General features: G+C 56.1%; 17 protein-coding genes and 3 tRNA genes. 2 read left to right on the top strand and 18 right to left on the bottom strand.

Features of this window, described 5'->3' with window-relative positions; all coding sequences use genetic code 11:
• Positions 1-29 precede the first annotated feature (29 nt).
• The 3 genes from DT594_RS01135 to DT594_RS01125 form a co-directional block, all read right to left on the bottom strand.
• A complete protein-coding gene (locus DT594_RS01135) occupies positions 30-392 on the bottom strand; it encodes a DUF2237 family protein (RefSeq protein WP_149330993.1) in 363 nt (120 codons plus the stop codon).
• Between the two features lie 178 nt (positions 393-570).
• Positions 571-3,033, bottom strand: coding sequence for a penicillin acylase family protein (locus tag DT594_RS01130; protein WP_149330992.1), 2,463 nt, complete (start codon positions 3,031-3,033; stop codon positions 571-573).
• A 354-nt stretch (positions 3,034-3,387) separates the two neighbouring features.
• Complete coding sequence (locus DT594_RS01125) at positions 3,388-4,464, bottom strand: GGDEF domain-containing protein (RefSeq protein WP_149330991.1); 1,077 nt, start codon at positions 4,462-4,464, stop codon at positions 3,388-3,390.
• A gap of 277 nt (positions 4,465-4,741) precedes the next feature.
• Here DT594_RS01125 and DT594_RS01120 point away from each other — a divergent pair, with 277 nt between their 5' ends.
• Positions 4,742-5,194, top strand: coding sequence for a GNAT family N-acetyltransferase (locus DT594_RS01120; RefSeq protein ID WP_149330990.1), 453 nt, complete (start codon positions 4,742-4,744; stop codon positions 5,192-5,194).
• A gap of 75 nt (positions 5,195-5,269) precedes the next feature.
• Here DT594_RS01120 and DT594_RS01115 read toward each other — a convergent pair whose 3' ends face one another.
• From DT594_RS01115 to DT594_RS01085, 7 genes are all read right to left on the bottom strand, one after another.
• A complete protein-coding gene (locus DT594_RS01115) occupies positions 5,270-5,995 on the bottom strand; it encodes an amino acid ABC transporter ATP-binding protein (RefSeq protein ID WP_178091445.1) in 726 nt (241 codons plus the stop codon).
• 62 nt (positions 5,996-6,057) lie between these two features.
• Positions 6,058-7,155: an amino acid ABC transporter permease gene (locus DT594_RS01110; protein ID WP_149330988.1), complete on the bottom strand. Its 1,098-nt coding sequence runs from the start codon at positions 7,153-7,155 to the stop codon at positions 6,058-6,060.
• 8 nt (positions 7,156-7,163) lie between these two features.
• Positions 7,164-8,348, bottom strand: coding sequence for an amino acid ABC transporter permease (locus DT594_RS01105; protein ID WP_149330987.1), 1,185 nt, complete (start codon positions 8,346-8,348; stop codon positions 7,164-7,166).
• A 100-nt stretch (positions 8,349-8,448) separates the two neighbouring features.
• Positions 8,449-9,477 (bottom strand): amino acid ABC transporter substrate-binding protein, encoded by a 1,029-nt coding sequence (locus tag DT594_RS01100; protein WP_149330986.1) that lies wholly within the window; start codon positions 9,475-9,477, stop codon positions 8,449-8,451.
• Positions 9,478-9,866: 389 nt separating this feature from the next.
• The gene (locus DT594_RS01095; RefSeq protein ID WP_149330985.1) at positions 9,867-12,191 is read right to left on the bottom strand and encodes an FdhF/YdeP family oxidoreductase; all 2,325 of its coding nucleotides are present in this window, start codon (positions 12,189-12,191) and stop codon (positions 9,867-9,869) included.
• Positions 12,188-12,976: a formate dehydrogenase accessory sulfurtransferase FdhD gene (fdhD, locus tag DT594_RS01090; protein WP_246164563.1), complete on the bottom strand. Its 789-nt coding sequence runs from the start codon at positions 12,974-12,976 to the stop codon at positions 12,188-12,190. The genes DT594_RS01095 and fdhD overlap by 4 nt, the downstream gene beginning before the upstream one ends.
• 186 nt (positions 12,977-13,162) lie before the next feature.
• Positions 13,163-13,241, bottom strand: a tRNA-Arg gene (locus DT594_RS01085).
• 346 nt (positions 13,242-13,587) lie between these two features.
• On the opposite strand from DT594_RS01085, the gene DT594_RS01080 reads away from it, so the two are divergent.
• Positions 13,588-13,914: an Arc family DNA-binding protein gene (locus DT594_RS01080; RefSeq protein ID WP_096346147.1), complete on the top strand. Its 327-nt coding sequence runs from the start codon at positions 13,588-13,590 to the stop codon at positions 13,912-13,914.
• An 81-nt stretch (positions 13,915-13,995) separates the two neighbouring features.
• On the opposite strand, the gene DT594_RS01075 is transcribed toward DT594_RS01080, so the two are convergent.
• From DT594_RS01075 to DT594_RS01040, 8 genes are all read right to left on the bottom strand, one after another.
• Positions 13,996-15,132, bottom strand: a complete 1,137-nt coding sequence (locus tag DT594_RS01075; protein ID WP_149330983.1) for a sodium ion-translocating decarboxylase subunit beta — start codon at positions 15,130-15,132, stop codon at positions 13,996-13,998.
• 11 nt (positions 15,133-15,143) lie between these two features.
• Positions 15,144-16,928: a sodium-extruding oxaloacetate decarboxylase subunit alpha gene (gene oadA, locus DT594_RS01070; RefSeq protein WP_149330982.1), complete on the bottom strand. Its 1,785-nt coding sequence runs from the start codon at positions 16,926-16,928 to the stop codon at positions 15,144-15,146.
• Between the two features lie 49 nt (positions 16,929-16,977).
• Entirely contained in the window at positions 16,978-17,226 is a 249-nt protein-coding gene (locus DT594_RS01065) for an OadG family protein (protein WP_149330981.1), read from the bottom strand.
• 179 nt (positions 17,227-17,405) lie between these two features.
• Positions 17,406-18,830: a magnesium transporter gene (mgtE, locus tag DT594_RS01060; RefSeq protein WP_149330980.1), complete on the bottom strand. Its 1,425-nt coding sequence runs from the start codon at positions 18,828-18,830 to the stop codon at positions 17,406-17,408.
• 189 nt (positions 18,831-19,019) lie between these two features.
• Positions 19,020-19,096, bottom strand: a tRNA-Arg gene (locus DT594_RS01055).
• Between the two features lie 109 nt (positions 19,097-19,205).
• Positions 19,206-19,296 (bottom strand) — tRNA-Ser (locus DT594_RS01050).
• Positions 19,297-19,356: 60 nt separating this feature from the next.
• Positions 19,357-19,542 carry a carbon storage regulator CsrA gene (gene csrA / locus DT594_RS01045; protein WP_022963267.1) on the bottom strand — a complete coding sequence of 62 codons (186 nt, stop codon included), beginning with the start codon at positions 19,540-19,542 and terminating at the stop codon, positions 19,357-19,359.
• A gap of 226 nt (positions 19,543-19,768) precedes the next feature.
• Positions 19,769-21,010 carry an aspartate kinase gene (locus DT594_RS01040; RefSeq protein ID WP_149330979.1) on the bottom strand — a complete coding sequence of 414 codons (1,242 nt, stop codon included), beginning with the start codon at positions 21,008-21,010 and terminating at the stop codon, positions 19,769-19,771.
• Between the last annotated feature and the right edge of the window lie 45 nt (positions 21,011-21,055).

Genomic DNA, 21,055 nt, shown 5'->3' with positions numbered 1-21,055 from the left:
CAGCCTTCCCGCCTACTACCCGGCTGATTTCATACATGCGCCTTCAACACATCCAGATCAATAATGTCAGTTGCCGACTCATGGCAACTTTCAAGTACCACCGGTGGGGCGCAACCCGCCTCAAACGCTTCTTTCCAACGTGTTGCACACAGGCACCACTTGTCTCCAGGCTTTAACCCCGGAAAATCCCAATCTGGGCGCGGGGTGATCAAATCGTTGCCACGGGTCAAGCTGTAAACCAGAAACCCCTTGGTCACCACCGCACACACGACATGCTTACCGAGATCCAGATCGCCTGTCCGGCAGTAACCGTCACGATAAAAGCCTGACCGAATCTCAAGGCAACATGGCTGAAGCGGCGTACCCAGTACATTCTTGTTAATCACATCCATGCTTAACTCCTGGCTGCCAATAGGTTCAGTTCATTTCCGTACAGCAAGTGACTGAATTTACCCTGTGCAGTTCATTAAGCAATCACAAGAGTGTGAAAACCTATGACACAGCCCATATGCAAAAAGACACCCCAGGCTGACCTGAGGTGTCTTTCACGCAGACAGCGTGTCGCCAGATTTACTCTCTTAATTCAACCAGGTCACCAACAGCCTGCTCTTCTATCTCATCGCTATTGAAAGGCAAGCGAATCCAGTCCTTGGCCGAATAGCGGCGAGTCTGGTCGCGGTGATAAGGCCGCGTAGTATCCGCTGACTGTGAGTACGCCAGCAGCGCTTCTACCACCGGACCATCCGCATCAAAGGTGACTGACTGCATGTAAGTCGGCCCGGTACTGATCGGTGTGTACTCGCCATCAGCATTTGGCAACGGTCCCTGAGCGACGTTAAACACACCTTCACGGCCCTGCCCCCCATGCATCGGAATACGCTCGCCATTAGTGCCAGCGTCTACAACATACTGCAGTTCACCGAGCGTGGCATCCAGCGGCACATCACGATCTTCGAAGAACTTGATCGCCTCACCCAAGGCTTCGCGGGTGTCCGCATTGATGATCAGATCGCGAGGGGTGTTGATCGGATCGGATTCATCAAAAGGCACGTTAAAAGCCGTTTCAGTGGTCTCGTTAAAGGGCACATTCCTCCAGAACTCTCTGAACACATGCGCACCTCTGCTCTCAAGGTTATTGCGACGGTCCCAGGTATTCAGAACGTCGCATGCCGACGTGGCGTCGATGGTTCCACCGTCGGAGAGGGGCATCTGTGGATTGAGCAGGCAGTCATCCAGCACATCGTCGAGCACCAACTCGGCAACGTAGCTGCGGTTGCCATAAACCACCTCCTGCAGATTATCCAGCGTGAAGGTGGTGCCGCTCAGACCGTCTGAGCCGTCCAGCCGATCGAGTATCTGCTGGAATGCCATGCGCGAACGCATCAGCAATGGCACACCTTCCGGGGTGTCAGCGCCTGGGAACGGCAGCAGCCGGCGGCGCAGCAACGGCGAGAAGCCGGTCAGTGGTTGCTCCAGATTGCTTAACCAGTAACTGTCATTCGAGTTGGCTGCATAGTCATCGCGGATCAGGAACGGCAAGTTGGAGCGTCCGAAGATGCCGGCCTGTGGAGAGTCGGAATCCACACCCCATTCACAGTCGACCGTGCTGCCATCCAGCGCCGGCAAATCAAAACTGACCAATGCTTGAAGCGCCGGTTGCCCGGCAATACAGGCACTGAGTTTCTGCGCGGTCACGTGGGGCACGGTGGAGATATCCGCATACAACGCCTTGCCAAAACGATCGGTAGCAATGGTATTCACGAACGGCAGGCCGACGGTTTCCTGCATGGTATCAACCAGGGACTCCACGCTGGTTGCCTTGTTCATGCTCAACCACTGATTCAATGCACGAGGGTTTTCCGAGGCCGCATCACGAATAGCGAACGCCAGGTTGTTGTCGCCCCAGGCTGGCAATGCACCGTTAACCAAATTAACTGCCAGCATGGGCCCAAAGTGGGAGAGGTAGATGGGCCGAACTAGTGTCTGATCGTTCGGTAACTGGATGGTCACCTCGACCACTTGGATGTCACGTTGCTCGACCACACCTTCACTGTTTTCATAGCTGTACTTTAGGGGATCGCCATTCACAAGACTGAGCTGATAAAGCGTAAAGCGCTTAGCCGTGGAAACGGTATGGCTCCATGCCACATCTCTGTTGAAACCAATATTGGGAAAAGGTTGGCCCTGCTGGCCAACACCCATTACATCCAGCTCGCCTGGCAATGTGAGGTGGAACTCATAGAAGCGCTGCACCCCGTTCCATGGCTCATGCGGGTTGCCATACAACATGCCGCTGCTGGTGCCGGTGACTTCGCTGCCCAATGCGTAGGCGTTACTGCCGCCGTCCATGACGTTAATGGTGGTCATGTCGAACTCGGCTGCAGCTGCCGGGGCGACAGAGCGCATCCGCGCGCCGCTCATTACTCCGCTCTGTACCGGCGGCGCCGCTGCAACAATGGCTCCCACAAAATTGGACAGGCCGCCGCGTAAATTGCCTTTGCCATACACAGCCAGCAGATCGTTGACGTCGATCTCGCGCACCCATTGTTCGCCGGCGCACTCGGGGTCGATATTAGCCACACCTGTATCGCGCAGATACCGGCTATAGCCCGCCGCGTAACCTTCTACTGCATCAATGACCTGCTGATCCTGGGATGCGAGAAATTCCTCTCGTTTGGTCTGGGAGTTGTACCAGGTGTAGAAGACGTCACTGGCGATATCGCCACTGTCGCCCAGGTAAAGCATGCTCTGGCCGCTGGCAACCACAATCTCGCGGGCCAATGAACAGATATTGTCCTCGGCAAAGGCATAGCCCACACCGTAACCCAGGCCTTTGTAATCCTCGGCAGTAATATGCGGGATGCCAAACTGGGTGCGCTGAATATCCGCGGAATAGGTTCCAGGAGGAGCAACTGGGCTGTCGTCTTCACTGCCGCCACCTCCACCGCTAAAACAACCCGACAACCCCAACGAGACTGCCACCGTCAACAGCGTCAGTACCGGCGTAAGCCGATCTCGAACTTTGATGCTCATAAGCCTGTCCTTCCACATTTTATTGTTGTTGTTTAGGCGTGCGGCTGACGATGCAGCGCCAACCGTACTCACGGAAGGCTAGCAGAGCTTGTGGTGGCCGATTGTCGCCAAAGTGCCAATCCAAATCGGCTAAGTAATTGGAAATCCGCAGCGCAGATAAATCACCAAGAAAGAACCAGAATGGATAACGCCAAATTTTTCATGCGGTTACGGCTAAACAAGTAGCAAGCCCGGGTGTGCCATAGCATGTAAGCAACGAGGAGGCCTGTGGAGGGAGGGGCGGCAATGCCTGAGCATTTGACGTATACGTCATGGCTTTATTTGTAACGCCCGCGCGCGAAACCGCGTGGCTGATCAGAGCCCGGCAAGCTCCAGCTCCACCCGATTACGCCCAGCCTCCTTGCCTTGGTAAAGCGCTCGATCTGCGCGGGCAATGGCCAGGCTGAGATCTTCTCCGGGGCGATATTCACTGACGCCGATGCTGAGCGTGACGGACAGCGCAAACCCTTCGCACTCCCACTGATCCTGCTCCACAGTAGCGCGCATGCGTTCGGCGATCAGCAGTGCCTGCTCACCATCGGTGTCCGGCAGCAACGCCAGAAACTCCTCGCCGCCCCAGCGCCCGAGCGAGTCCTGAGTGCGCAGCACGGATGTCAATAAAGCGCTCATCCGTTGCAGCACGCGATCGCCCACGTCATGTCCGTAACGATCATTGAATTGCTTGAAGTGGTCGATATCCAATAACAGAAAGGTTATTTGCAGAGGATGACGCTCACAGCGAGCAATTTCCTTTTCGGCCAGTTCGATCATATGCCGACGGTTGAAAAGTCGCGTCAAGGGATCGGTAGTGGCCATGAACTGCAACTTACGCTGCGCGCTGCTGACGTTATTGACGTAGAACAGCGAGAGATAGCTGAACATGCAGAACACAACCGTCAGATTGAACAGAAATACGCCCAGCAAGGCATTTGACGAGATCGGCTGCAACGGCTCTACGAACCACATCATCGCATACAGCGAAACGTAAAATGCCCATAGACCCGCTACGGCAATCCATGCGCGGGTAGTGGTCATTCCGGCAAAAAGCGCGGGAATGAACATCAAAAGAAAGTAGTGAAAACCGCTGTCCCAGCCGATAAGCAGGGTCCCCAGGGCCGCATGAACTATCACTTCAGTCCAGATCAGCGCGATGGCAAGCCCGTTACGCCGGGTATTCAGCAGATGAAATGCTGCAAGGTACAGGCTGACGCTGGCAATGTTGATCCATGCCAGAATGGGCGAGCCAAGCAGATGAAATAAAAAGAAGAAGGCTACGTCGACACTGGCAGCCAACTGGCAGCAGCGTCTGGCGAGCTGCCAGAACTGCGGCCGCGAATGCGTTCGCCGCGCCACTGGCGCCAACCCCGTCTCATTTTTTCGTCCCTGTGCCATGCAGCAATTCCATGCTAGGACCGATCTAGCGGCCTGGTGATGTCGCCCAGAGGCTGAGCAGACGCGATCAGTGTGAGCCGAGTATAGCCCAAAGCCATCGCAACAAAACCTTCCTTAACGTTGCCTCGTACTCGTTATATAACTCACTCGGATCATGCAGACGCCGTTATCTTCAAGCTTGCCGGAGCCCATATGAAACACTTGGGTAACTGTACCTGTTACCTGCCTGCTTACCCGCCTAATATCCCCATAGACTTAGCCCACGCACAGGAGAGGTATGAACATCAGACCCGCGCAACCGACCGACCTGCCCCAGTTGCTGCAGTTTGAACAGGGCGTGATTGAGGCGGAGCGGCCCTATAACACGGACATTCGCAATCAGGCCCGCTACTACGACCTGAACCAGCTGATAGCCGATGAGCGGTCTTTGTTGCTGGTGGCGGAACAGAACGGCGTACTCGTGGGCAGCGGCTATGCGCAGCTGCGCGAATCCAAGCCGCATCTGCACCATGACTTTCACAGCTATCTCGGATTTATGTACGTGAAACCGGCGTATCGGGGTCAGGGTGTCAATCAGGCGATCATTGACCGGCTGCTGGCCTGGAGTAGAGAAAAGCAGGCCACGCACTGCTATCTAGATGTTTATGCCGGCAACGCTGTGGCTGTTCGCGCATATGAAAAAGCAGGGTTCAGCAGTTCATTGGTGGAGATGAAACTGCGCCTTGAGTAATCGCTCCGCGTTAATCTGCAGCGCGACCAACGCAATGCAGCGACCAGCCCTGAGAGCTGATCGCTGCGCCAGGGGTTAATGAATAATCTGACTAAGGAACAGCTTGGTACGTTCGTTCTCTGGGTGATTGAAGAACTTCTCGGGCTCTGCCTCTTCCACGATCTCGCCCTTGTCCATAAAGATCACCCGGTTCGCTACCGTGCGGGCAAAACCCATCTCGTGGGTCACACAGAGCATGGTCATGCCATCGTCGGCCAGGCCGATCATGGTATCGAGCACTTCCTTGACCATTTCCGGATCCAGCGCAGATGTTGGCTCGTCGAACAACATGATTTTCGGCTGCATGCACAGCGCGCGGGCAATCGCCACGCGCTGCTGCTGGCCACCGGACAACTGACCTGGATACTTCAGAGCCTGCTCAGGAATCCGCACACGTTCCAGGAAATGCATCGCCAGCTCTTCAGCCTGACGTTTGGGCATCTTGCGCACCCACATTGGGGATAGGGTGCAGTTCTGCAATACCGATAGATGCGGGAACAGATTGAAGTGCTGGAACACCATGCCGACCTCTCGGCGCACCGCTTCAATATGCTTGAGGTCATGGGTCAGTTCGGTACCGTCAACGATGATATGGCCCTGCTGATGCTCTTCCAGACGGTTGATGCACCGGATGGTAGTCGACTTGCCCGAGCCGGACGGCCCGCACAGCACGATACGTTCGCCCTGCTGGACCTCCAGGTTGATATCCTTGAGAACATGAAACTGGCCATACCATTTGTGCACGCCCTGCATCTGAATCATGCTCGCACCGGCAGCACTTTTTACCTTGGACTCTTTCGCTGTGTCAGTCATCTCTAATGCTCCTAATGCTTGTGGCCGGTGTCCAGCTTGTGCTCCAGATGAATGGAGTAGCGGGACATGCCGAAACAGAAAATCCAGAAAACCAGCGCGGCAAATACATAGCCCTCGGTGGCCATACCTAGCCAGGCGGGGTCGGTGGTTGCCTGCTTGATGCTGTTGAGCAGGTCGAACAGACCGATAATGATCACCAGGCTAGTGTCCTTGAACAGCGATATGAAGGTGTTGACGATGCCCGGGATGACCATCTTCAACGCCTGCGGCAATATCACCAGGCCCATCACCCGCCAATAACCCAAGCCCATAGCCTCAGCCGCTTCGTACTGACCCTTGGGGATCGCCTGCAGGCCGCCGCGAACCACCTCTGCCACATAGGCTGACTGGAACAGAATCACGCCGATCAGGGCGCGCATCAGCTTGTCGAAGCTCATGCCCTCGGGCAAAAACAGCGGCAGCATGACTGACGACATGAACAGCACCGTGATCAACGGCACTCCGCGCCAGAACTCGATAAAGGTCACGCAGATAACGCGTATGGCCGGCATGTCCGAGCGTCGGCCGAGTGCCAGCAATATGCCCAGTGGCAGCGCACCGGCAATGCCCACTGCAGCAATGACCAACGTCAGCATCAAACCGCCCCAGCGGCTGGTGCGTACGTGTTCCAGGCCGAAAACACCACCGCTGAGCAGGCAGTAGGCAATAATCGGATAGATCACCAGAAAGGCGATCCCATATAGCCCTTTGCGCGGCATCGCCGATACAAACAGCGGCGCCGCACCGACTATTGCCAGAATCGCGGTGAGATCCACCCGCCAGCGCAATTCGGTCGGGTAGAACCCGTACATGAACTGACCAAAGCGCTGCTGAATGAACACCCAGCAAGCACCTTCGCTGGTGCAGTCGGCACGGGTTTCCCCTACCCAATCAGCCTGAAGGAAAGCCCATTGGATAATTGGCGGCACCACTAACCAGATCAGATACAAGGAGAACAATGTGAGCAGGCTGTTAAACCAGGAGGAAAACAGGTTGGCTCGCAGCCAGGCGACAACGCCAATCGCCTGGCGTGGAGGCGGCATATCCGGTTTGAATGTGTGAGTTTGCATGGCTGTTCCTATCGCTCGATCAGCGCAATGCGCTTGTTGTACCAGTTCATCAGCATCGAGATGCTGATACTGATGGCCAGATAAACGCTCATGGTGATCGCAATCACCTCAATTGCCTGCCCGGTTTGATTCAACACCGTGCCGGCAAACAGCGAGACCATCTCCGGGTAACCAATCGCAGCGGCGAGCGAGGAGTTCTTCGCCAGATTCAGATATTGACTGGTCAAAGGCGGAATGATCACCCGCAATGCCTGCGGTATGATCACCAGTCGCAGCGTCCGTCCCGCAGGAAGGCCCAGGGAATAGGCTGCTTCGGTTTGGCCATGGCTGACCGACTGAATACCCGAACGAACAATCTCGGCAATAAATGCCGCGGTATACATGGTCAGTGCCAACGTCAACGCAATCAGCTCGGGAATCATTACCCAGCCATTGCGGAAGTTGAAGCCAGTCAGCTCCGGTATTGCCCACACCACCGGTGATCCGGCAACCATGACTGCCAGCCCCGGAACCACTAGCAGAATGCCCACCGCACTGAGCGCCACCGGAAATATCTGACCGCTCGCTTCACGCCGAGCCTTCGCCCAACGGGCCAGAAAGACAATGGCCACTACCGACAGCACTAACGCAGCCATAAACAACCCGAAGGTGTCGGACAGCGTCGGCGAAGGCATATACAGGCCTCGGCTGTTGATAAAGAACGTATCCAGCAGACTCAAACTCTGACGCGGCCCCGGCAAGCTGAGCATGACCGCGAAATACCAGAAGAGTATCTGTAGCAAGGGCGGAATATTGCGAAAGATCTCGATATAGACTGTGGCCAGTTGGCGCATCAACCAGTTGGGCGAAAGCCGTGCCACGCCAAGCAGAAAGCCCAACAGCGTCGCCATAACGATACCGATCACCGAGACCAGCAAAGTGTTGAGCAAGCCGATCAGAAATACTCGGCCGTAGCTATCACTCTCGGTATATTCAATCAGATGCTGGGCAATCCCGAACCCTGCAGTGTTGTTGAGAAAAGCAAAGCCCGTCGTGATGCCGCGCTTTTCCAGATTGGTCATGGTGTTGTCGTACAGAAACCAGCCCATGGCTACTACTAAAACAATAGCCAGCAACTGGAAAATCCACGCACGCGCCTTCGGGTCGGTCCAGACTGAGCCGCGCGGGCGAGGTACTTTTGTAGCAGTTTGCATAGAAGCCCTCATAGAACACTCACGCCCGCACAGGCGGGCATGAGGTTCACATCATAGGAACACTGCCGACAGCCCCGGGATGGGCTGCCGTCTGATCGGATCAGCGCACCGGCGGTGCGTACTGGACCCCACCTTGGTTCCAAAGGGCATTAAGACCACGTTCGATTTTCAGTTCGCTGCCAGCGCCGACATTGCGCTCGAAACTTTCTCCGTAGTTGCCGACTTGCTTGATGATCTGGTGAGCCCAGTCTTTAGGCAATTTCAATTCCTTACCGTATTCACCCTCGCCGCCTAAGAGACGGGCAATATCCGGGTTGGCTTTGGACTTGGCCATTTCATCAACATTCTCTGAAGTGACACCCAGTTCTTCGGCATTCAGCATCGCGAACAACGACCACTTGACGATGTTGAACCACTCGTCATCACCCTGACGCACTACCGGGCCCAGCGGCTCCTTGGAGATCACTTCGGGCAGTACAACATAGTCGTCTGGTGAGCCGAGCTTGATACGCTGGGCATACAGTTGCGACTGGTCAGAGGTCAGCACGTCGCAGCGGCCTGATTCCAGAGACTTGGCGCTTTCATCGGAGGTGTCGTAGGTGATAGGTGTAAAGCTCATGCCGTTGGAACGGAAATAATCAGCCGCATTTAACTCAGTGGTAGTGCCGGCCTGGATACAAACGGTCGCACCATCCAGTTCCTTGGCGCTCTTGACCCCAAGCTTCTTGTTCACCAGAAAGCCCTGACCGTCGTAGTAGTTAACGCCGGTAAAGTTCAAGCCCAGGCCCGCATCGCGCGAACTGGTCCAGGTGGTGTTACGCGAGAGCACGTCCACTTCGCCAGACTGCAATGCCGTGAAGCGCTCCTTGGCGGTCAGCGGGCTGTAGCGCACTTTGGTTGCATCGCCAAACAGCGCGGCGGCTACGGCGCGGCATACATCAACATCCAGACCCAGGTAGTTACCTTTTTCGTCGGCATAGGAGAAGCCCGGCAGACCATCACTGATACCGCATTGCACAAAACCTTTCTTCTGAATCTCGTCCAGCGTGGTACCCGCGTGGGCAAAGCTGCTGACGCCTAACGCGGCAGCTGTCGCGAATACTGCCAGAGTGGTTTTCACCGTATTCATGCAAAATCTCCCATTTTTCTATTATTTGTAGAGGAGTCTCTTCTCCGGTGCCTACGTTGAAAAGCGCAGGCGCTCCACCATGAAAGCAATGCTGTAATACTGGAACGGAAATCGCCATAAAGCTGGCTCGAGACCATTGGCGAGGTGCCAATCTCAGTCCCGACAATTACTGCAAGGGCTGTACCAGTACAGTTAAGTTCACAGTAAAGAATCTTTCACGGTCAAAACGTTTAGCATTGCGACATATTCGTTACAGATTTGACGGTCCAGTACAGAAAACTGCGCTATCTCGGCGCAGCAGCTACCCACAACGGGGCGAGAGGGTTCAAAAATGGGGCAGATCCATCCGTTTGCACCACGTTTGCTAACGGCCGACTTGAAGATCAGCTTTATTGAAGCGCGACGTTAATCTGGTTAGCTATATCAGCGGCACTGGCCTCCAGACGCACGGCGATGAATTTCGATGCGGGAGTAAAGCTGCCCTCGCCGTAGCTATCCAATGCGACAAGGGGATTGGTCTCGGGATAATAGGCCGCCGCCTGGCCTGGCGGAACGTCGAACTCCAGCAGAGTGAAGCCCTTGACGCGCCGGTCGACCCCATCGTCCCACAGCGCCACCAGATCGACCTTTTGACCAGGCACAAACCCCAGACGCTGGATATCCAACGCATTGATGAACAGCACCTCGCGCGTGCCCTGTACGCCGCGATAGCGGTCATTCAGCCCATAGATCGTGGTGTTGTACTGATCATGAGAGCGAAGTGTCTGCAAGATCAGATCGGGAGTCTGACCGGTCGCCAACACGCGTTCGTGCAGCAAAACCTTTGGCAACGGATTGGCGCTGAAGCTCGCCTTGGCCGCCGGAGTATCCCACGTCAGCGAGTTGACCGGGTTGGCCAGATGGAAGCCACCAGGCTGAGCGAGCCGCTGGTTGAAGTTTTCAAAGCCCGGAATAGTCGCACTGATAAGCTCGCGGATCCTGGCGTAATCGTCGGCCAGTTCGCTCCACCGCACCGGCCTATTTCCCAGTGTGGCTTGAGCCATGCCGGCGATGATGGCGGGCTCGGAACGCATCTGCCCGGATAACGGAGGCAGTTGTCCATAGGACGCATGAATCATGCTGAACGAGTCCTCCACGCTGACCGCCTGTGGGCCACTGGCCTGGATATCGATATCGGTGCGCCCCAGGCAGGGCAGAATCAGTGCATCGCGACCGGGCGTCAAATGACTGCGGTTGAGCTTGGTGCTGATCTGCACCGTTAGTTCGCAGCGCTGCAGAGCCTGGTGGGTGCGTGGGGTGTCCGGCGTGGCCTGGGCAAAATTGCCACCCAGCGCCACAAAAACCTTGATCTGACCCGCCAGCATCGCATTGATGGCTTCAACCGTGTTGTGTCCCTGCCGGCGCGGAACGGCGATAGCAAACTGGCGCTCAATGGCATCCAGCAAGGCGCTACTCGGACGCTCATTGATGCCCATGGTGCGGTCACCCTGCACATTACTATGACCGCGCACCGGGCAGAGCCCGGCACCCGGTTTGCCAAGTTGCCCGCGCAGCATTTGCAGGTGCGCAATTTCCTGAATGGTAGCCACCGCGTGGTGATGCTGGGTAATGCCCATGGCCCAGCAGATAATTACCCGCTCGCAGCGCCGATAGCGCTGCGCGACCTGCTCAATCTCGTCACGGCTCAAACCCGACTGCTGTGTAATCTGATCCCACGGACTGTCATCCAGCAGCGCCAGATAGCTTTCAACTCCATGGCAGTGCTCGGCGAGGAAACCCCGATCAAACACTGCTGGCCCACTCTGCTCCAGGGCCTGCTGCTCCCAGTACCACAGGCACTTGGCGATGCCCCGCAGCGCTGCCATATCACCGCCCAGCGCCGGGCGGAAGAAGGCGGTATTGAGCGGCGACGAAGTATTGCTGAGCATTTCCAGCGGGTTTTGCGGATGCTGGAAGCGCTCCAGCCCCCGTTCACGCAGCGGATTAAAACACACCACCTGCGCCCCGCGCTTTACGGCTTCCTTGAGCGGCTCCAGCATACGGGGATGATTGGTGCCGGGGTTCTGGCCAAAAATGAAGATACCGTCAGCCAGGGCAAAATCCGCCAGCGTCACGCTACCCTTGCCGGTACCGAGACAGGCATCCAGGGCTACACCGCTAGCCTCGTGGCACATGTTCGAACAATCGGGGAAATTGTTGGTGCCCAGCGTCCTGACAAACAACTGGTAGAGAAACGCCGCCTCATTACTGGCCCTGCCCGAGGTATAAAACTCCGCCTGATGCGGACTCTCCAGCGCATTGAGGTGGCTCGCAATCAACGCAAAAGCTTGCTCCCAGCTCACCGGAACGTAGTGATCAGAGGCGCGGTCATAGCGCATCGGCTCGGTCAGACGCCCTTGATATTCCAGCCAATAGTCACTCTGTTCGCGTAGCTGACTAACGCTGTGGCGGGCAAAAAAATCTGCCCCTGCTGCGCGGCTGGTCGCTTCCCAGTTCACTGCCTTGGCGCCGTTCTCACAAAACTTAATGTGTGCTGATTCGGCCGAGTCACCCCAGGCGCAGCCGGGGCAATCAAAACCACCATGTTGATTGGTTTTGAGCATCGCCCGCAGGTTCTTGATCGGCTGCTTGCTGTCCAGCCAGGCCAGACCGACACTGCGCAGCGCGCCCCACCCTGCGGCAGGTCCTTTGTAGGGCTTGTAGCGAGCAGTCATGCGAGGTCCCGTGTCGGCTGAGGGGTATAAAGTCGCGGGGCGCCGCTATGCGGCAGGTGGATCAGGTTCAAACCGTGGCGAACGGCCCAATCGACGCTGAGCGCAGTCGGGGCAGACAAACTGACCAACGTCGGTAGTTGCGCGCGAATGGCCTTGTGAATCAACTCCAGGCTGCAACGGCTGGTCACCGCAACAAAGCCTCTTTTGTAGTCGATCTGCTGGCGATACAGCGCACCTATGAGTTTGTCCAGCGCGTTATGCCGGCCGATATCTTCTCGGCACAGTGTTATCGCACCTTGCTCATCCACATACAGCGCAGCGTGCATCGCGCCGCTGGCGCGAGCCAGCTGTTGAGCCTGATCGATATGGCCCCGCAGGTCGTCAAGATGTCCCAAGGGCGGCAACACGCTTCTACTGAGTGGCGTCAGTTGTGGCAGTGCCAGCGCCATCGATTCAACACCACACAACCCGCAGCCGCTGCTACCGGCCAGATGCCGACGCTGCAGCGTCAACGCATGAAACGCCCGGCTGCTGATCTGCAACGCGGCCTGCCAATGCCCACCCTCGCCACTCAGTACCAGATCGAAAATCTCATCAACAGCGCCAATCAATCCGTTGCTCAGACTGAAACCGAAGACGAAATCCTCAAGATCATGCGGCGAGATCATCATCACCGCCTGGGCGATGCCGTTATAGCTCAAGGCCAGCGCGCATTCCTCTGCCAGCACCGCATCACCGGCGGAGCCGTCAGCATCCAGCTCAACAAATCCCTGGCGGTTGGCCATACCCGCAGTTGCCACAGCGGCATGCCGCATCGGGCTAGCGTTATCATCAACAGGGTTGGAACGGTAAGGCATGTGCTGCCTGCAGAATAGCTATTGGATGGCTCTAGCCTAAGCCCTGACGCCAGAGACGTCCATCGCCTGCGGCGAAATCCTGCAAGGGGATAAAACCTGATAAACATGCTTCCGTGGTGCGCGAGCCCGGATTCGAACCGGGGACCTACCGCTTAGGAGGCGGTCGCTCTATCCAGCTGAGCTACAAGCGCGCTTCGGAAATAGCCTGACGGATCAACGCCGTATCGACGTAGCACCTTAACAGCGCGTGCATATTACCCGATCACGGCCAGGATTGGCCACCGGTGCAGGTCGCAACCGTCTGTAGTTGCACAATGCCACCTGTCGGAAATACGTCACAAATTAGAGGCATTTTTCTGTCGCGCACTGACACGTAAGGATAAAACAGGTATAAAGAGCTGAATTGGACCCTTGTAGGCAAGTCAGCCCTGCGCAGAGGCAAATTCTATGCTTGGAGCTAAACTGACTTAAAAGGCAACTGGCCAGTTTCCAAATGGCCAGTATCGATTTTATTCTCTCAAGCGATTAATGTTGCCCATATGAAAACTGCTACCCAACATTACACCAGTCGTACTGCTGACAAATTCGTCGTTCGCCTGCCTGAGGGTATGCGGGAACATATCGCCGAAGTTGCCCGGCAGCATCACCGCAGCATGAATTCCGAGATCATAGCCCGGCTTGAACACAGCCTGCTGGATCTGCCGACGCTGCCCGAGCAACCCTCCCGACAGCTACTTAACGATAAGCAGCTGGATGGCCTAAGCCACCCCGAGCGCGACCTGCTTCTGCGGTTCCGTGAAATGAGCCGACGCCAGCAGAATGCTCTGCTTGCGCTACTGCCCGGCGAAGAACAGCAACAAGCCTGATACTCCCGCACAATTGATCTTTACCTGACCCACAAAAAAACCGCTCATTGAGCGGTTTTTTTGATTCTGCCAATCAGGTTTTTAGCCAACGAAGGACAACAGGATACCCGCCGCCACCGCAGAGCCAATCACACCAGCCACGTTCGGACCCATGGCATGCATCAGCAGGAAGTTCTGCGGATTAGCCTCGAGACCAACCTTGTTGGATACCCGCGCCGCCATCGGCACAGCGGATACGCCGGCAGAGCCGATCAAAGGGTTGATCGCCTGCTTGCTAACCGCGTTCATCAGCTTCGCCATCAACACGCCTGAGGCGGTGCCAACACAAAAGGCAATCATACCCAGTACCAGAATACCCAGGGTGGTCAGCTGCAGGAATGACTCCGAAGACAGCTTCGAACCCACTGCCAACCCCAGACCCATGGTGACGATGTTGATCAGGGCGTTCCGCGAAGTATCCGCCAGACGCTCGACCACACCACACTCACGCATCAGGTTACCGAAGCACAGCATCCCCACCAACGGCGCAGCAGACGGCAACAGCAACGCCACCAACAGCAGAAGCAGTATCGGGAAAATGATTTTCTCGGTCTTGCTCACGACTCGGAGCTGGGTCATGGTGATGGCCCGCTCTTTTTCAGTGGTCAGCGCGCGCATGATCGGCGGCTGAATCATGGGCACCAGCGCCATATAGGCGTAAGCGGCCACAGCGATGGGACCCAACAACTGCGGTGCGAGCTGGGAGGTAACGAAGATAGAGGTGGGACCGTCAGCACCGCCGATAATAGCGATCGAGGCAGCCTCCTTCAACGTAAACTCAAAACCCGGAATACCCCAAGATGTCAGCGCCAATGCGCCCATCAGCGTACCGAAGATACCGAATTGCGCGGCAGCGCCCAACAGCAAGGTTCTAGGGTTGGCCAGCATTGGACCAAAATCGGTCATCGCTCCCACACCCATAAAGATCAACAGCGGGAACACGGTCGTGGGCAAACCCACCTGGTAGATCAGATACAACAGGCCGCCCGGATCACCCATCGCCGCCACCGGCAGGTTGACGAGAATGCCGCCAAAGCCAATCGGGATCAGCAGTAATGGTTCGAAACCCTTGCGGATAGCCAAATAGATCATGCCCAGACAGACCAGGATCATGATTACCTGACCCAGCTCCATCCGATAAATCCCCGTCGACTCCCATAATTGGAGAAGGTTATCCATCCAGATTCTCCTTAACCTATGGTCAGCAAGGTGTCGCCGACGCTAACCGCATCGCCCACTTTGACATCGACAGAACCCACGGTGCCGGCCTTGAATGCCTGCACTTCAGTTTCCATTTTCATGGCCTCGAGAATGATTACCACATCACCCTCTTCAACCATGTCGCCTGGTGTGACCAGTACCTTGAAGATATTGCCTGCCAAAGGTGCTTTTTGCGGCTCACCGTCACCAGCAGGCGCAGACGCTGCGGCCGCAGGTGCAGAGGCACTTTCACCCACTGGCTTGATGCCGGTGATATCACCACCATCAGCCACTTGAACAACATATTCCTTGCCGCTCACCGTAACGGTGTAGACCTCGGGCTCGCCAGACTTGGCAGCCGCGGCTACGTCCTTGCCGGTAGGCACAGGCTCGAAGGCGTCAGGGTTGCCACGATTCTCCAGAAACTTCAGACCGATCTGCGGGAACAGGGCGTAGGTCAGCACGTCATCAATTTCGTCTGCTGCCAGCTTGATGCCCTTCTCCTTGGCCAGACCTTTGAGCTCTGCTGTGAGCTTGTCCATTTCCGGCTCGAGCAGATCGGCGGGGCGGCAAGTAATGGCCTCAGCACCATCCAGAACCCGCGCTTGCAGCTCCTTGTTGAATGGGGCCGGCGCAGCGCCGTACTCACCCTTGAGGATACCGGAGGTTTCCTTGGTAATAGACTTGTAACGCTCACCGGTCAGCACGTTGATCACTGCCTGGGTGCCGACGATCTGCGAGGTCGGCGTCACCAGTGGAATGAACCCGAGGTCTTCGCGGACCCGTGGGATCTCTGCCAGCACTTCGTCGAACTTGTCGCCAGCGCCCTGCTCTTTCAACTGGCCTTCCATGTTGGTCAACATGCCGCCAGGTACCTGCGCAACCAGAATGCGCGAATCGACACCCTTGAGATTGCCTTCGAATTTGGCATATTTCTTCCGCACTTCGCGGAAATAGGCCGCTACTTCTTCAAGCAACAGCAAATCCAGACCGGTATCACGCGGGGTGTTCTGGAATATCGCCACCACCGATTCGGTTGGCGAATGGCCGTAGGTCATCGACAGTGAGGAAATCGCGGTATCCACATTATCGATACCCGCTTCGGCTGCCTTGAGGATCGCTGCGGTGGACAGGCCTGCTGTCGCATGGCACTGCATGTGTACCGGAATGCTCAGGGTTTCTTTCAGGCGAGTAACAAGGTCGAAGGCAACGTAGGGATTGAGGATGCCGGCCATGTCCTTGATCGCAATGGAGTCGGCACCCATGTCTTCGATCTGCTTGGCCAGGTCTACCCACATTTCCAGGGTGTGCACCGGGCTGGTGGTGTAGGAGATGGTGCCTTGGGCATGCTTGCCTTGCGCCTTGACCGCTTTCAGCGCAGTTTCCAGGTTGCGCGGATCATTCATTGCATCGAATACGCGGAACACATCCACACCATTGACCGCAGCACGCTCAACGAACTTTTCCACTACATCGTCGGCATAGTGACGATAACCCAGCAAATTCTGACCACGCAGCAGCATCTGCTGACGGGTATTGGGCATCGCTTTCTTCAGCTCGCGGATACGCTCCCAGGGATCTTCACCGAGATAGCGAATACAGGAATCAAAAGTCGCGCCACCCCAAGACTCAACTGACCAGAAACCCACTTGATCAAGTTTGCCCGCGATCGGCAACATGTCATCCAGGCGCATGCGTGTCGCCAGAATGGATTGATGAGCGTCGCGCAGAATGACATCGGTAATGCCCAAGGGCTGCTGCTTGGTATCGGTCATAGTGTTATGGCCTTTCTAGTTTTTAAGATAAAACGTGCAATTGGGTGTATCAGGAACGGCTGCGGTGCTGCTTTATGGCTGCACCGATAGCCGCTATCAGTTCAGAATCAATCGTCGCGGGCGACTTGGCACGTCTTGGCGGGGCCTTGGGTACGGGTGCCGCCTCAGGAAAGTAGCGGGTCAAGACACGGGACATTCCGGTGGTCACCACGACCAGCAGGATAAGGAACACGAAAACCGAGCCCATGCCCAGCACCATCAGTTCCAAACCAGTCATGATCAAATTGGACGAATTCATTGTCTCTCCAGCAATGATACAGCGCATCAATTAATGCGCCTCGGCGGAATCAACGGGACTTATTCAGCGCAGGAACACATCAAGTTACGTAAATCCTGTACAGAATTCATCCCAAAGGGTCGCAAAACCGGGCTAATGTATCCTGATGTGACATTTTTGGCAAACCAGGCGACATTCTTTTACAACAGGAACAAGGTCGCCAAACCCAGGAAGATAAAGAACCCGCCGCTGTCGGTAATGGCCGTTATCAGCACGCTGGAACCCAGCGCAGGATCCCGTCCTAGACGCATCCGGACCAACGGAATGACAACCCCCATGAACGCTGCGAGGAGCATGTTGAGGACCATCGCAGTCATCAGCACAATGGATAATGGAACATTGGCGTAAAGCAGATAGGCTATTCCGGCCAGCACCACGCCCCAGAAACTGCCATTGATCAATGCCACACTCGCCTCCTTGCGAATCAAACGCCGGGCATGCGCGACCTGGACCTGGCCGGTAGCGACGCCGCGAACGATCATGGTAATGGTCTGATTGCCCGAGTTGCCGCCAATACCCGCCACAATGGGCATCAAGGCTGCGAGCGCTACCAGTTGTTCGATGGAGTACTCGAATAACCCGATGACCCGCGAGGCAATCAACGCTGTACACAAGTTGACAGCCAGCCAGGCCCAACGGTTGCGCACTGATTTCCATACCGAGGCGAAGATATCCTCTTCCTCGCGCAGACCCGCTGCACTAAGCACGTCCGCTTCGTTCTCTTCACGAATATAATCGAGCATTTCGTCGATGGTCAGGCGGCCCTTCAATTGCCCGCGCACATCGACCACCGGCGCCGATACCAGATCGTAGCGTTCGAACGCCTGGACTGCCTCGCCCGCGTCATCCTCCGGAGCAAAAATCACCGGATCTTCCGACATCACATCCGCCACCAGCTCATCTGGCGCACTGACCAACAGCTTCTTCACCGGCAGCACGCCCTTGAGAAAGCCGTCATAGTCCACAACGAACAGCTTGTCAGTATGATCAGGCAACATCTCAAAGCGGCGCAGGTAGCGGCTGACGACCTCCAGGGTGACATCATCCCGAATGGTCACCATATCGAAGTCCATCAGCGCCCCAACCTGATCGTCGTCGTACGACAATGCCGACTTCAAGCGTTCGCGTTGTTGCGCATCGAGGGTATCCATCAACTCACGCACTACATCGCGCGGCAGATCCGGGGCCAGATCGGCCAGCTCATCCGCATCCAGGTTGTTGGCTGCTGCAATGATTTCCTGACTATCCATGTCTGCAATCAAGGTCTCACGCACTGCGTCAGACACTTCCAGCAGAATCTCACCATCCTGAGCGGACTTGACCCGCTGCCAAACTGCCAGACGCTCCTCTAACGGTAGCGACTCCAGGATAAAGGCCACGTCCGCCGGATGCAGCTCCTCCAGCTTGCGCTGCAGCTCTTGATTACGCTGCTCCCTTGCCAGCTCCTCAGCCGGCGAGAGCTCATCCTCCTCCGCAGGCGACTGACCCGGCATATGCAGCAGATGCATTACCTGATCAAGGCGATCCTGAAGGCTCTCGGGGGATTTTCTATTGGGTGATGACATGCTGACTCTACCTGACAGGGTTGAACCAGGATCAGCAGACCCCAATCCGGAACTACCGACCCCTGTCGATACACGAAAGGACGGCGCTTTCGACTAAGCCTAGCAGTTTTGCCTGCGAGCATCGCCAGGCGACGCCAACTAAATAGCGGGCAAAAAAAAACCCACTGAATAATCAATGGGTTTCTTAAATGGTGCACTCGGGAGGATTCGAACCTCCGACCGCTCGGTTCGTAGCCGAGTACTCTATCCAGCTGAGCTACGAGTGCATCGTGGGGCGTATTATAGGGATTGAAACTTCGCTGTCAAACGCTTTTTTCCTTTTGATTCAGAAACTAACGCTCAACCAAACCTTCAAAAAACCCTATAGCACAAAAGTGGCGGAGAGGGCGGGATTCGAACCCGCGATACCCTTTTGAGATATACTCCCTTAGCAGGGGAGCGCCTTCAGCCACTCGGCCACCTCTCCGTAACACGCGCAGAATATTACCTGCGCCCATTGCTCAATGCAATGAAAAACTTAATGAAATTAACTATTTGGTTCTTCATCCTTTTCCTTCTGGATGCGCTGGTAAATTTCTTCGCGGTGAACAGCCACTTCCTTGGGAGCATTGACCCCAATTCGTACCTGATTCCCCTTAACACCCAGTACCGTTACAGTGACTTCGTCACCCACCATCAAGGTCTCACCGACCCGTCGAGTCAAAATTAGCATTCCATTTCTCCTTGCTCATGATCAGGACACAGCAGTCTGCAAAAAAACCGGCACGTTGTCTGTCAGCACCTCGCTGCGCTATGACATGGACAACAGGAGCTAACAACTCGTTCGCTGCAAACTGTTGCATGCTATATACATAGCTCAGTATGGTTCCGACAAAAGGGCACGACAGCCAGAAACCGTGCCCTAAAGCTGCGCAAAGCATCTGCCCAGCCCTAAACCCTTACAAGTGATCTTCCGTTGCAGTATCCGCGTCCAGACCGAACGCCGTATGCAGGCCGCGCACGGCCAGCTCGAGATACTTCTCATCAATCACCACAGAAATCTTGATCTCGGAAGTGGAGATCATCTGAATATTGATGCCATCATTGGACAACGCCTCGAACATTTTGCTCGCCACACCGGCATGTGAACGCATACCCACGCCGACAATCGAGACCTTGGCGATCTTGCTGTCACCGGCGACTTCACGCGCGCCGATGCTTTCCGCTACCTGGCGGAGGATTTCCTCGGCCCTGCGAAAGTCATTGCGGTGCACGGTAAAGGTGAAGTCGGTGGTGTTATCGCGCGAGACGTTCTGCACGATCATGTCCACTTCAATATTGCCGGCGCTGATCGGGCCGAGAATCTTGAAAGCCACGCCGGGGGTGTCCGGCACACCGCGGATGGTCAGTTTGGCTTCATCACGGTTGAAGGCAATGCCGGAGATAACAGGTTGTTCCATTGAAGCACCTTCCTCAAGAGTAATCAGGGTCCCGGGACCCTCCTTGAAACTATGCAGAACGCGCAGCGGCACACTGTATTTGCCAGCGAATTCAACTGCTCGGATCTGCAGCACTTTGCTGCCAAGACTGGCCATTTCGAGCATTTCCTCGAAGGTAATCTTGTCCAGCCGGCGAGCGCTCTCGACCACGCGCGGGTCGGTGGTATAAACACCGTCCACGTCAGTATAGATCTGGCATTCGTCGGCCTTCAGCGCAGCCGCCAGGGCCACGCCTGTAGTGTCGGAGCCGCCACGCCCAAGCGTGGTGATATTGCCCTGCTCATCCACCCCCTGGAAACCAGCGACGATCACCACCTTGCCAGCGGTCAGCTCGGCACGGATGTTGGCATCGTCAATATGCTGAATCCGCGCCTTGTTGTGCGCACTGTCGGTGACAATCCTGACCTGGGAGCCGGTGTAGGACACCGCCGGCACATCAATGGCCTTGAGCGCCATCGCCAGCAGGCCTATGGTCACCTGCTCGCCAGTGGACAGAATCACATCCATCTCACGCGCGTCAGGCTCGCCCTGCACCTGCTTGGCCAGCTCGATCAGGCGATTGGTTTCGCCGCTCATGGCTGAGACCACCACCACCAGATCAGTGCCACGAGCTCGGAAGCCCTTGATCTTCTCCGCGACCTGGCAGATACGTTCCACACTGCCGACCGAGGTACCACCAAACTTCTGGACAATAAGTGCCATCTTGTTGCACTAACCCCCATTGAGAAATCGGCTTAACCGACTGTT

Source organism: Halopseudomonas laoshanensis (genome assembly GCF_008365385.1).
Taxonomy (GTDB): domain Bacteria; phylum Pseudomonadota; class Gammaproteobacteria; order Pseudomonadales; family Pseudomonadaceae; genus Halopseudomonas; species Halopseudomonas laoshanensis.
This window is presented reverse-complemented; position numbering and strand designations above follow the sequence as displayed.